This is a genomic window from Plesiomonas shigelloides, assembly GCF_900087055.1.
Lineage (GTDB): Bacteria > Pseudomonadota > Gammaproteobacteria > Enterobacterales > CAMTGL01 > Plesiomonas > Plesiomonas shigelloides.
Genome location: NZ_LT575468.1, coordinates 593,109 through 605,845, shown reverse-complemented (window position 1 = coordinate 605,845; position 12,737 = coordinate 593,109). Strand labels below are relative to the sequence as shown.

Annotated in this window: 9 protein-coding genes and 3 tRNA genes; 3 read left to right on the top strand and 9 right to left on the bottom strand. The window is 54.2% G+C overall.

The features are described from left to right. Nucleotides 1-80: 80 nt before the first annotated feature. The 3 genes from aceA to NCTC9997_RS02705 all read right to left on the bottom strand — a co-directional run bounded on the left by aceA (nucleotide 81) and on the right by NCTC9997_RS02705 (nucleotide 4,542). On the bottom strand, nucleotides 81-1,391 hold the full coding sequence (gene aceA, locus NCTC9997_RS02715; RefSeq protein ID WP_010862448.1) for an isocitrate lyase: 1,311 nt from the start codon (nucleotides 1,389-1,391) through the stop codon (nucleotides 81-83). Nucleotides 1,392-1,454: 63 nt separating this feature from the next. Then, nucleotides 1,455-3,065: a malate synthase A gene (gene aceB / locus NCTC9997_RS02710; protein ID WP_064977230.1), complete on the bottom strand. Its 1,611-nt coding sequence runs from the start codon at nucleotides 3,063-3,065 to the stop codon at nucleotides 1,455-1,457. A gap of 571 nt (nucleotides 3,066-3,636) precedes the next feature. After that, on the bottom strand, nucleotides 3,637-4,542 hold the full coding sequence (locus NCTC9997_RS02705) for a hydrogen peroxide-inducible genes activator (RefSeq protein WP_039046701.1): 906 nt from the start codon (nucleotides 4,540-4,542) through the stop codon (nucleotides 3,637-3,639). 123 nt (nucleotides 4,543-4,665) lie between these two features. On the opposite strand from NCTC9997_RS02705, the gene NCTC9997_RS02700 reads away from it, so the two are divergent. Further along, complete coding sequence (locus tag NCTC9997_RS02700) at nucleotides 4,666-5,268, top strand: peroxiredoxin C (RefSeq protein WP_010862451.1); 603 nt, start codon at nucleotides 4,666-4,668, stop codon at nucleotides 5,266-5,268. A gap of 179 nt (nucleotides 5,269-5,447) precedes the next feature. Here NCTC9997_RS02700 and NCTC9997_RS02695 read toward each other — a convergent pair whose 3' ends face one another. Continuing rightward, nucleotides 5,448-6,218, bottom strand: a complete 771-nt coding sequence (locus NCTC9997_RS02695) for a class II glutamine amidotransferase (protein WP_064977229.1) — start codon at nucleotides 6,216-6,218, stop codon at nucleotides 5,448-5,450. Nucleotides 6,219-6,342: 124 nt separating this feature from the next. Further along, nucleotides 6,343-6,924 (bottom strand): D-sedoheptulose 7-phosphate isomerase, encoded by a 582-nt coding sequence (gene lpcA, locus NCTC9997_RS02690; protein WP_010862453.1) that lies wholly within the window; start codon nucleotides 6,922-6,924, stop codon nucleotides 6,343-6,345. 213 nt (nucleotides 6,925-7,137) lie between these two features. Between lpcA and fadE the strand changes: the two genes are divergently transcribed. Both fadE and NCTC9997_RS02680 read left to right on the top strand, forming a co-directional pair. Beyond that, nucleotides 7,138-9,579: an acyl-CoA dehydrogenase FadE gene (gene fadE / locus NCTC9997_RS02685; RefSeq protein ID WP_064977228.1), complete on the top strand. Its 2,442-nt coding sequence runs from the start codon at nucleotides 7,138-7,140 to the stop codon at nucleotides 9,577-9,579. Nucleotides 9,580-9,918: 339 nt separating this feature from the next. Then, the gene (locus tag NCTC9997_RS02680) at nucleotides 9,919-10,557 is read left to right on the top strand and encodes a hypothetical protein (RefSeq protein WP_064977227.1); all 639 of its coding nucleotides are present in this window, start codon (nucleotides 9,919-9,921) and stop codon (nucleotides 10,555-10,557) included. A 102-nt stretch (nucleotides 10,558-10,659) separates the two neighbouring features. On the opposite strand, the gene NCTC9997_RS02675 is transcribed toward NCTC9997_RS02680, so the two are convergent. From NCTC9997_RS02675 to NCTC9997_RS02660, 4 genes are all read right to left on the bottom strand, one after another. Next, nucleotides 10,660-10,736: transfer RNA gene (locus NCTC9997_RS02675), tRNA-Asp, on the bottom strand. 73 nt (nucleotides 10,737-10,809) lie between these two features. After that, a tRNA-Asp gene (locus NCTC9997_RS02670) sits at nucleotides 10,810-10,886 on the bottom strand. A gap of 103 nt (nucleotides 10,887-10,989) precedes the next feature. Continuing rightward, nucleotides 10,990-11,066, bottom strand: a tRNA-Asp gene (locus NCTC9997_RS02665). Between the two features lie 257 nt (nucleotides 11,067-11,323). Then, the gene (locus NCTC9997_RS02660; protein ID WP_156669232.1) at nucleotides 11,324-12,688 is read right to left on the bottom strand and encodes a choice-of-anchor X domain-containing protein; all 1,365 of its coding nucleotides are present in this window, start codon (nucleotides 12,686-12,688) and stop codon (nucleotides 11,324-11,326) included. Nucleotides 12,689-12,737 lie beyond the last annotated feature (49 nt).

Genomic DNA, 12,737 nt, shown 5'->3' with positions numbered 1-12,737 from the left:
TCGTTTTAGGTTTGATTTTCGGTATAGCCTGTTTTTCCGTATCCCAACTGCCGCATTACCCGCAGAGAGGAGGCCTCACCTTAGAACTGATCTTCTTCGGTTGAGCCCGTCAGCGCAGTCACTGATGACTGACCGCCTTGGATCACGTTGGTCACCTTATCAAAGTAACCGGTGCCCACCTCTTGCTGGTGCGCCACGAAGGTATAGCCCTTGTCGGCACAGGCAAACTCCGGCTGCTGCACTTTTTCCACGTAGTGACGCATGCCCTCGCCCTGTGCGTAAGCATGGGCCAGATCGAACATGTTGAACCACATGCTGTGGATCCCCGCCAGCGTGATGAACTGGTATTTATAGCCCATGTCTGACAGCGCTTGTTGGAAGCGCGCGATAGTGGCGTCGTCCAAATTCTTCTTCCAGTTAAACGATGGCGAACAGTTATACGCCAGCAATTTACCTGGGAACTTAGCATGCACCGCGTCGGCAAACTTACGCGCTTGCTCCAGATCCGGTTTAGACGTTTCACACCACACCATATCTGCATACGGCGCATAAGCCAGAGCACGGCTGATTGCCTGATCGATGCCGGCGCGAGTACGGTAGAAGCCTTCACTGGTACGCTCACCGGTAATAAAATCGCTGTCATACGGATCGCAATCCGAAGTCAGCAGATCCGCCGCATCGGCATCGGTACGCGCCACCAGCAGAGTTGGCACGCCGCAGGTGTCCGCCGCCAAACGTGCGGCCACCAGCTTTTGGATCGCTTCTTGGGTTGGTACCAGCACCTTGCCGCCCATATGGCCGCATTTTTTCACCGACGCTAACTGATCTTCAAAGTGCACCGCACCGGCGCCCGCTTCGATCATCGATTTCATCAGTTCAAACGCATTCAGCACGCCGCCGAAACCGGCTTCTGCATCCGCGACAATGGGCAGGAAATAATCGGTATAACCGGCATCCCCCGGACCAATGCCGTTCGCCCACTGAATTTGATCGGCGCGGCGGAAGGAGTTATTGATACGCTGCACCACCGCTGGCACAGAGTTAGCCGGATACAGTGATTGATCTGGGTACATGGATGAGGCTAAGTTGGCATCTGCCGCCACCTGCCAGCCAGATAAGTACACCGCTTCGATGCCCGCTTTGGCTTGTTGCACCGCCTGACCACCGGTCAGCGCGCCCAGACTGTTGACATAGCCTTTCTTGGCTTCGCCGTTGACCAGACGCCACAGTTTCTCGGCTCCACGCTGCGCCAGTGAATGCTCAGGCACAAACGAGCCACGCAGGTTCACCACTTCCGCCGCAGTGTAAGGACGGCGGATCCCTTGCCAGCGCGGGTTTTCTTTCCAGTCTTTTTCCAGTGCAGCGATCTGCTGTTCGCGTGTCATGCTCATGGTCAAACTCCCTCTTATTTCGTTCTCATGTCAGGCGCTTATCGGATCTTTACAATCCATTACTCAGTTCAGATAACGGTAGCCAGGCAAAGTCAGAAAGTTGACCAGCTCATCCGATACCGTGATTTGCTCCATCAAGGCCGCCGCTTCCTCATAGCGACCTGTATCATATTTCTCGGCGCCTAACTCATCACGTAAGGTCGCCAGCTCTTCGCGCAACATGGCGCTGAACAAAGCTTTGGTCACCAACTTGCCGTTACTTAAGCGTTTTTGGTGCCGGATCCACTGCCAAATTGAGGTACGCGAAATCTCAGCGGTAGCCGCATCTTCCATCAGACCGTAAATGGGCACACAGCCGTTACCGGAGATCCACGCCTCGATGTACTGCACCGCCACTCGAATATTGGCGCGCATGCCCTCTTCGGTACGCTCGCCCTCACAAGGTTGCAGCAAATCCGCCGCAGTGACCGGCTCATCATGCTCGCGGCGCACATCCAGTTGATTGGCGCGGCCATCGAGTACGCGGTCGAACACTGCCATCGCCACATCGGCAAGGCCGGGGTGGGCTACCCACGTGCCGTCATGTCCATTACCGGCTTCCAGCTCTTTATCCGCGCGCACTTTATTCAGCACCCACTCATTACGCGCCGGATCTTTGCTTGGAATAAAGGCCGCCATACCGCCCATGGCAAATGCGCCACGGCGATGACAGGTACGGATCAGTAGGCGCGAATAGGCACTCAAGAACGGTTTGTCCATGGTCACCACTTGGCGATCTGGCAGGACTTTATCGGGGTGATTTTTCAGTGTTTTGATATAGCTAAAGATGTAGTCCCAACGACCACAGTTCAGGCCGACAATGTGGTCTCGCAGGTGATATAGGATCTCATCCATCTGAAACACGGCAGGCAGAGTCTCGATCAAGGCCGTCGCTTTGATGGTGCCGCGCGCCAAGCCGACATGATCTTCGGCGAAACTGAACACCTCACTCCACCATGCAGCTTCGTGATATGACTGCATCTTCGGCAGGTAGAAATACGGGCCGCTGCCTTTGGCCAGCAAACGCTGATGGTTATGGAAAAAGTAGAGTGCAAAATCAAACAGGTTGCCGGGAATAGGCTCGCCTTGATAGCGCATATGTTTTTCTTGCAGATGGAAGCCCCGCACCCGACAAATCAGCACCGCCGGATGGGCATTGAGTCGGTAGGATTTACCTTCTTCGCTGCGATATTCAATGGTGCCATCCACTGCATCGCGCAGGTTGATTTGCCCTTGGATCACTTTATCCCACGCCGGAGCCAAGGAGTCTTCGAAATCCGCCATGAAGACTTTAACGTTGGCATTTAAGGCATTGATGATCATTTTGCGTTCAACAGGGCCGGTGATCTCTACGCGGCGATCGCGCAAATCGGCAGGCACGCCACGGATAGTCCAGGCTTTTTCGCGAATGTGCTCGGTTTCAGGCAGAAAATCAGGCAATGCACCGGCATCAATCTGCGCTTGGAACGCTTCACGGGCCGCCAGCAATTGCGGTACCTGCGGGGCGAAACGGGTCACCAGCTCGGCCAGAAAATCCAATGCCTGTGGGGTAAGGATGGCCTGCTGCTCTGCGGTCAGAGGCTCAGTACAGGTCAGCAGCGGGTGCTGCGCCGAAGTATTGTGTTGTCCGCTCATACCCTTTCCTTATCATTTGTAAATTAGCAACCACTCACCCGGTATTGCTTAAGCTGATACACCGCTCGAATTACTGAGCCAGTGCTGCTGATTATGACGTGTCCCTATGGCAACAAAATGACCAATCGATAACAAAAAATCAACATCGCGTTTTAAGTTATCGTTTGAATTTGCTGAAAAATGGTTTCAGCTCAGCGAGATAAAAAAATGAATATGCTGAATATCCCTATAAAGTCATTGCTCTAAAAAGGGAGAGACTTCCGTTTTTGCTTCTCGTGTCCCACCACCAAAAATGAAAGTCTTTCAGTTATTTTATTACAAAACACTAACACACCAGTCGCGTACACGACGGCGTAATACAAAAAGACTCGGACAGGAAAAGAAAAAAAGCCAACGAAACGCGGGGTTATAGAGAAAAAATCGAACCAATGTGAACAACACCGATTTCAGGCTATAAAAACCTGAAACCGGCTGACTGAAAGTAAATACCGGCGGCGAGCACATCGAATAATAAAATGCCCAACGGCCAGCATAGAGGATTGCTGCGCCGTAAAGGTAAACAACAGGATTTTTATTCGTTTAGCAGCTCACCGACTATCTCGCCGAGCTTGCTGAAGGTATTAACGCGGCTGGAGCTCGGTCGCCAGACCAAACCGATATCACGGTAGGCCGGCGCATGAGGCGGATCGGTGATCACCAGATCCAGATTTTGTACTAGCCCTTGGCGAATGGCCATTTGCGGCACAAAGGTGGTGCCCAACCCATTGGCCACCATTTGTACCAAGGTATGCAAACTGGTGGCGGTAAACGGATTGATTTTATCGCTGTAAGCCAGATGACAGGCAGTTAAGGCATGCTCGGTCAAGCAATGCTCGCGCTCCAGCAAGTACACCGAGCCATCCGGCAGCTGATTGAAATCCAATGGCATGTGCAATTGGCTAGCCAGCGCTTTGGGCAGCACCATTTTGAACTTATCACGACCCACGATCCGGCTGTGCAAGCCATGAATGTCCACCGGTAACGCCAACAGCAAGACATCCAGCTGACCGCCTTTGAGCGCATCAATCAGCACCGAAGTGGTATCTTCACGCAATACCAACTCCAGTTTGGGATAGCGCTGTTGCACCTGTTTGACCAAATCACACAACAAGAACGGGGCAATGGTTGGAATGCAGCCGACCCGCAACTGCCCTTCCATTTCAGCCGTTTGGCTAGCGGCAAAATCGGTCAAATCTAATGTCCGCGCCAACAGTTCACGGGCGCGTTTAACCACCTCTTCGCCACTGGGGGTGAAGATAAAGGATTTGTGATCCCGTTCAATTAATGTACATCCCAGCCGTTCTTCTAGGCTCTGAATGCCGCTGCTTAGCGTAGACTGGCTAACGTAACAGGCTCGGGCAGCGCGGTTGAAGTGGCGCACGTCGTGCAGGGTAACAAGATAATGCAGTTGTTTCAGGGAAGGCCATTTATTATTCATCGTAAAATCCGATTACAACAATCGTTTTTTTTCGCTTTCCTCAATGTACCATCTTCCCTACACTAATTCTCGTTGTCTGAGAATATTCTCATCACCTCTAACTGAATCAATACGGGAGTTGCTATGGTTCTGGTAGCACGTCAAGCCCCAGACTTTACTGCAGCAGCAGTACTGGGTAACGGTGAAATCGTTGATAATTTCAACCTGAAGCAGCACATCGCAGGTAAAGCGGCCGTTCTGTTCTTCTATCCGCTGGACTTCACTTTTGTGTGCCCTTCTGAGCTGATCGCTTTTGATCACCGCATCGAAGAGTTCCAAAAACGCGGTGTTGAGGTGATTGGTGTTTCTATCGACTCCGAATTCACCCACAACGCATGGCGTAAAACCCCAGTAGACAAGGGCGGTATCGGCGAAGTTCGTTACCCACTGGTTGCTGACGTTAAACACGACATCTGCCGCGCTTACGGTGTTGAGCTGGAAGAAGCGGGTGTTGCTCTGCGTGGTTCTTTCCTGATCGACAAGCACGGCGTTGTGCGTCATCAGGTAGTAAACGACCTGCCACTGGGCCGTAACATTGATGAAATGCTGCGTATGGTTGATGCGCTGCAATTCCACGAAGAGCACGGCGATGTGTGCCCAGCTCAGTGGGAAAAAGGCAAGAAAGCGATGGAAGCCTCTCCGGACGGCGTAGCTCGCTTCCTGGCAGAAAACTCTGGCGATCTGTAATCGCTAAGCAGCCCAAGAGCTGTGTAAACTGACCTAATGAAAAACGCTTATCCCTTGGGATAAGCGTTTTTTTCTGCGCTTGATGGCTGACTATGCCTCATCACAAACAATGTCAGATGGGTCAGACCTCTGCCCCATGATAAGGCATCACCACCCAAACGGTAACCACCTATATTCAGTTAGCGATTTAACCACTCACCATAGCGGAACAGGCCATACTCGCCCGGCTGCATCGGATGCCACACTTCATCTTGGGTTAATGGCTGCGTGGCGATGATCGTCACCACATCTTGCGGCGTGGTCTGCTGCTGAAAATCAATCATCACGTCTTCATCCAGCAAGGTGGCTTTGCCAAACGGCGCACGGCGGGTCAACCAATGCAGCTTAGTGCCGCAATAAGCCATCACAAACTCACCGTCCGACAGCAGCATATTGAACACCCCGCGCTGTTGCAGCTGCGCGGCTAAGGTCGCAACGTAGGCAAACATGGCCGGCCAATCTTGCGGCTGCGCAGGATAACGTTGCTCAAGGCAATTGAGTAACCAGCAAAAGGCATGTTCGCTGTCAGTTTGCCCGACAGGGCGCTGACGGCCATCAGCCAACGCCGGTAAGTCGGTAAGCTGGCCATTGTGGGCATAAGTCCAATAACGCCCCCATAGCTCGCGCGTAAAGGGATGGGTATTTTCCAGTGACACCGGACCGCTGTTAGCTTGGCGAATGTGCGCGACCACCGCGCAAGATTTGATTGGGTAGTCTTGCACCAACTGCGCAATACGCGAATTGGCACTGGGGAGCGGATCTTTAAAGGTGCGAAAACCGCGACCTTCGTAGAACGTAATTCCCCAACCGTCTTTATGCGGGCCGGTTTGCCCACCGCGCCGCGCCAGTCCGGTAAAACTAAAGCAGATGTCCGTAGGGACATTAGCACTCATGCCGAGTAATTCGCACATACGCGGTCTCCTTTCCTGCCCTTGACTCTTGGCGGCGGTATCTTTGCGCTCTACTGGATACATCAGTGAGCCGGCACCACGACAGCTACGCCGCCATACCGGCCCAGCACGCCCAACTACGCCATTACGCGCCAGCCATTTCCTTTTCAATCAGCTGGATCATGATATGGATGGCTTTAATATGCACTTCCTGAATACGATCCGCATAACCAAAGTGTGGCACACGGATTTCAACATCGGCACTACCGGCCATCTTGCCGCCGTCTTTACCGGTCAGGGTCAGCACTTTCATGCCCTTGGCACGCGCCGCTTCAATCGCCTTGATGATGTTGCCCGAGTTACCGGACGTAGAAATGCCCAGCAGCACATCGCCCTCACGGCCTACCGCTTCAACATAACGAGAGAATACATAGTCATAACCAAAATCGTTGCTCACGCAAGACAGATGGCTCGGATCAGAGATAGCAATCGCCGGATAACCTGGGCGATTTTCACGGTAACGACCGGTCAGCTCTTCGGCAAAATGCATTGCGTCACAGTGCGAGCCGCCATTACCACATGACAAGACTTTGCCACCGGCTTTGAAGGAATCGGCAATCAGACGAGCAGCATCTTCAATGCTGGCAATGTTCTTTTCATCGGCCAGAAAATTATTCAGCACCTCAGACGCTTCACACAGCTCCGCACGGATCAGATCATGGTACATGGGTAAAACCTCAGGTCAGTTATTATCGGAATCCTTGGCAGTGTAACCAATTGCTGCAACGGCGAGAAGCATACAGGCAGTTACACGGCTGATAACGAATCAGCAGCAGTTTGTTGTAATTTCAATGTAAACGACTTGCTGCCAGTTTGATTTTGAACTAAAACATTCCTGTTATCAGGTCAGACCTCTGACCTAAATTAAGGAGTGCGCACCATGACCCTGATTCTTATTGTACTGAGCCTGATCCTGCTCGGTGCCTTGGCTTATCACCGGATCCCTCTGCTTCTGAGCAGTCGCATCTGTCTTGGCTCGGCTTTGCTGTGCGCACTGCTCGCCCCTGAAACCTTGTGGCTGTGGATCCCAGTACTTATTGTGGTGCTACCACTGAACTTCCTGTCCCTGCGTAAAAAATGGATCAGTGCCCCGATCCTGCGAACCTTCCGCCATATCATGCCGGCCATGTCTCGCACCGAAAAAGAAGCCATTGAAGCGGGAACCACCTGGTGGGAAGGGGAATTGTTCCGCGGTGAACCACAGTGGCAACTGCTGCAAAACTACCCAAAACCGCAGCTAAGTCCGGAAGAACAAGCCTTCTTAGATGGCCCCGTCGAAACCCTGTGCAGCATGACGCGTGATTTTGAAATCACTCATGAATTGGCTGACCTGCCCGCCCCGATTTGGCAATACCTGAAAGAGCAGCGCTTTTTTGCCATGATCATCCGCAAAGAGTATGGCGGGCTGGAGTTTTCCGCCTACGCACAGGCGCGGGTACTGCAAAAATTGGCCGGCGTATCTGGCGTGCTCTCTTCTACCGTTGGCGTGCCAAACTCACTCGGACCCGGTGAGCTGCTGCAACACTACGGCACTGAAGCACAAAAAAATTATTATCTGCCGCGTTTAGCCCGTGGCGAAGAGATCCCCTGTTTTGCGCTGACCAGCCCGGAAGCGGGCTCTGATGCTGGCGCAATTCCTGATACCGGCATTATTGGCCGTGGCCAGTGGCAAGGCGAAGAGATTGTCGGTATTTATCTGACGTGGAATAAACGCTACATCACCCTCGCGCCGATTGCGACCGTGCTGGGGCTGGCGTTCAAACTGCACGATCCCGAGCATTTATTGGGGATGGAAGAGGACTTAGGGATCACCTGCGCCCTGATCCCAACCCACACACCTGGCGTACAAATTGGTCGCCGCCACTTCCCTCTCAACGTGCCATTCCAAAACGGGCCAACACGTGGTGACAACGTCTTTGTGCCGTTGGATTACATCATTGGCGGTCAGGTAATGGCCGGACAAGGTTGGCGCATGCTGATGGAGTGCTTATCGGTAGGACGTGGGATCACTTTGCCCTCTAACGCCACCGGTGGCAGCAAAAGCGCCGCGCTGGCTACCGGTGCTTATGCTCGCATTCGTCGCCAATTTAAAATGCCGATTGGCCATATGGAAGGGATCGAAGAGCCGTTGGCGCGGCTGGCCGGTAACGTGTATGTGATGGACGCCGCCGCCACCTTAGCCACCACGGCTATCGATCTGGGCGAAAAGCCCGCGGTGGTCTCGGCGATCGTCAAATATCACTGTACCCACCGCGGCCAGCGCTGCCTGATAGATGCCATGGACATCGTCGGCGGCAAGGGGATTTGCATGGGGCCGTCCAATTTCTTGGCCCGAGCCTATCAAGGCGCACCGATCGCCATCACGGTAGAAGGTGCCAACATCCTGACCCGCAGCATGATTATCTATGGCCAAGGCGCGATTCGCTGCCACCCGTATGTATTACGCGAAATGCAGGCGGTGATGGAAGAAGAGCCGTTCGCTACTGAGCATTTCGACAACGCCCTGTTCGGCCATATCGGGTTTGTGTGCACCAATTTAGCCCGTTCACTGTGGCTCGGCCTGACCAATGGCCGCACCAGCGCCGCCCCAGTGCACGATGATACGGCGCGTTACTATCAGCGCATCAATCGCCTGTCTGCCAATCTGGCACTGCTATCGGATGTCAGCATGGGATTGTTTGGCGGCAGCCTAAAACGGCGCGAGCGTATTTCAGCGCGCTTGGGCGATATTCTGAGCCAACTGTTCTTGGCCTCAGCCGCACTGAAGCGCTTTGAAGACGAAGGCCGACTGGAAGCCGATCTGCCGCTACTGCATTGGGGGGTACAAGATTGCCTGTGGCAAGCCGAACAGGCCTTGTTAGATATTCTGGCTAATTTGCCGCAACGTCCGATCGCTGGGCTGCTGCGTTTGATCCTGCTGCCGCTAGGGGCGCGTGCTCGTCGACCTGATGATGCATTGGATCACCAGTTGGCGCGGTTACTGCAAACCCCATCACCGACCCGTGATCGCTTAGGCCGCGGTCAATATCTCGCGCCGATCGAAGGCAACCCAGCGGGACAGTTGGAAGAAGCGCTGCGCGATATTCTGCACGCCGAGCCGCTGTTCCGTAAGATTTGTCAGCATTTTAATACCGCGTATCCATTCACAGGGCTAGATAAACTGGCGGCTCGCGCTTTGGAGGCGGGCGTGATCCACGAGGAAGAGGCGCAATTGCTGATCCGCGCCGAACATGGACGCCTGCGCAGTATCAATGTGGATGATTTTGATCCGCGCGTATTACCCGCAGGTCAACAGGCATCCAGCGAAGCGCCGACAAGCTAAGCGGGTCACTCCACAAGGGTTCCGTTCCCTACGTTTTAACGTGCTCTCTCACACTCTGGGTTGCCGATGCAGCCCATTTTTTTATCCGGTAAAAAGCGAAACAGATCGCTGTTTCGGCGTTTATTTCGTGCTCTACGCCCCCACCAGCAGCAGCCACGGCTACACTTATTTTACCTGTGCGAAAATTTCATCGCTGCCACCACCGTTTCACGCGCCAAGCTTCACGCTCCGGTGCGATTACCGCCCGAGGTGGGACACGGCAAGCCGGTACGGAAACCGGATATTCAGCCGCGGTGGCAGCGAACACTGTTGTCAGCTTGAGGTCAGAAGGAAACGATCATGCCCATTGCCGCCACGCCCACAACCGAGCCTACGAGTGTTGCATCCATCACCCCGATTACCGAGCGAGCGGCTCGCCACGAGCATACCTGCTACCGCCACGCGCAGCGCAGCAGCTCGGCCAATCCGGAGCTGACCTTGATCGTTAGCTCCGTGCACAAGCGTGATCCGCGCTATGCCGCGGCCTTTCGTGAAGGGCGTGCGCGTTGGTATCACATGCCAGTCAGCACCAGTCGCCGCCAAGGGATGTTCACTCGCCAAATGGCTCAAATTCGCTACTGCGCCGTGGCCGTTCCGGTCAACGATCCCACCGTGCAAAAAGCTTTTTTCGTCTATCCGGTTCTCAGTATTCGCCTCACGGCGCGGGAAAAATTAAGCCGCGAACAAACCGGGAGCCAAACGCCACCCGCGCAAGGCGAACAACAATATTGGCTATTTGAACTGGGGGAAGCGATCCGTTTGCCGCAAGCGGTCATCAAACCCAATACCACTGCATTTTATTTTCGCCTCACTCAACTTTCCGCCTTGCAACAAGGCCTAAGCTGGGCTCGCCTGCCGGCACCCGATTGGCATCATCCTGCAGAACACAACACTCAGCGCAACCAAGCCAATCTGTTGTTGGTTAGCCATACCGAATAAGACAGAAGACAGAAGACAGAAGACAGAAGACAGAAATCTGGCCAAATCGCCAGATCGCAGGCAAGAAAAAACCCAGACAGCTTGCTGTCTGGGTTGATAAAGTGGCGGAGCGGACGGGACTCGAACCCGCGACCCCCGGCGTGACAGGCCGGTATTCTAACCGACTGAACTACCGCTCCGCGAAACTGGTGTCGAAGCTTTCGCTTCTACGCAATTCCGCATCAGTACTCGGAACGCGTTTTTTCTAATTGTTGGCGGTGCGGACGGGACTCGAACCCGCGACCCCCGGCGTGACAGGCCGGTATTCTAACCAACTGAACTACCGCACCGCGAAACTGTGCAAGCTTTCGCTTTTAAATCGGTTGTTGCTTTGAACCATGTTCCTGATAATACCTGTTCAGCGATATTCAGCAACATCATTCACAAAATAAGTGGCGGTGCGGACGGGACTCGAACCCGCGACCCCCGGCGTGACAGGCCGGTATTCTAACCGACTGAACTACCGCACCGCTCAATGCTTGCCGTCGCAAGCGGGGCGAATAATAGGGTTCATCCGCTAATGAGTCAATAGCCTTTTACACAAAATCTGCTTTTTTCACTTCATTCGCATAAAAAAACGGCAAAGCACTCTATTTTCAGCAAGTAAGCACAGGCAATGAGCACGGCTCCGCCGAGATCCCATCCCGCTATCCACGTGACTCATTGGGGCAGAGATGCAGCGCCTGATGGCCCGCCAGCCCTGCAACCTTGCTAACTGTAGTGCGTTTTAGCGCGAACTGGAGAGATCGCGCTGGCCGACTTTCTGGCTGCTGGCTTGCTGATGACGCAACACCTGCAAAGCCTGACGACGCTGATGAGCGCGGCGCAGGGCCATGCCGCACCAAATGGCCGCGCCAAATATGCCCACCACCAGCACGGTGCCTAATAGCACCATTTGCAGACGGTGTGAGCCTTGGTTGCGCGCAGCTTGCGTGACTGAGGCCAGCTCGGCCTGTGCCTGTTCGCTTAAAGCTTGCTGCTGCTTTTGCTGCGCCAGCTGATTAAGTAGCTGCTGAGTTTGCTGCTGACTGGTTACCACCATAAAGCGTTGCTCAGGCAATAACAGCGATAATGGTCGGTCGCCCACTTGCTGGGCATAAATCCACGCCGTCAGGCTGTAATTACCGATAAAGTCACGCTGCGGGATCTCCAGACTCACGCTATTGCCAGTGGCCGGTGCCTGTACCTGATATTCGGCATTCAGTCCGCCGGGGATCTTTTCATCCACCCGCACTAACAACGAGCCGGGCACGATACGCGTCGCATCACTGCTGACATCGAGCCGATGATTTTGACTGGCGGTACGCCCTTGTAAGAATTGTGCCTGCAGCGGCATCGGATGCACCGTTACCTGCTCACGAAATGGCGGTAGGTAAATGCCGTCACCGGTATTAATGGTCAGAACATACTCGCCGGGCGCCGGATTCACCGGTAATTGCATGGTAAAGATGCCATCGCCGGCTTTGGCGTCGAGGTGTTGCCCATCATCACGCAGCTCACCCGCCATTACTGCCGGGCGTCCAGCGCGCACGGTGTCTTGTCCTGCTTGTAAGGCGTGGTTGGCATTAACCGGCACAAACTCGGCATGCAGCCGCAGATGCTGCAAAATATCCGCGCGCAGCAAAGGCTGGTTGTTGACCAGCACCCGCGCGGTCAGTTTCAGCTGTTCATGTTGATACAACGGCTGCGGCATGCTATCGGCGCTCAGTTGCATGTCCGGCACTCCGATGAAGGTGCTTACCGTGCCTTCGGGGGCTGACACTTGCCACGGGCCTTGCATCGGACGATTGATGGTTACAATCTCCAATGTGGGCGAGCGCCACCAATGCACATCGGGGCTGTCCATCCGGGCGTTGAGCTTACTGCCATCCGGCTGCACTAAGACCAGTTGTTCTTGATTATCGCTGCGGCTGATCAGCAAAGTGAGCCACTGTACCGTGCGGTCGAGGCGAAAGCGGTTTGCAAAGATGGCATCGTGCTCGACGGTAATGCTGTCCGGTGGCGTCATCGGCGCTGTGGCGTCAGAGTCCATGGCTGCCACGCAGGCCGATAGGGTCATACCCAAACAGCAGGCCAACATACGAAACGCCAACCTACGAGGCCGTGTGAGTCGATTCGACCACCGGGTGATGCCCATCCGT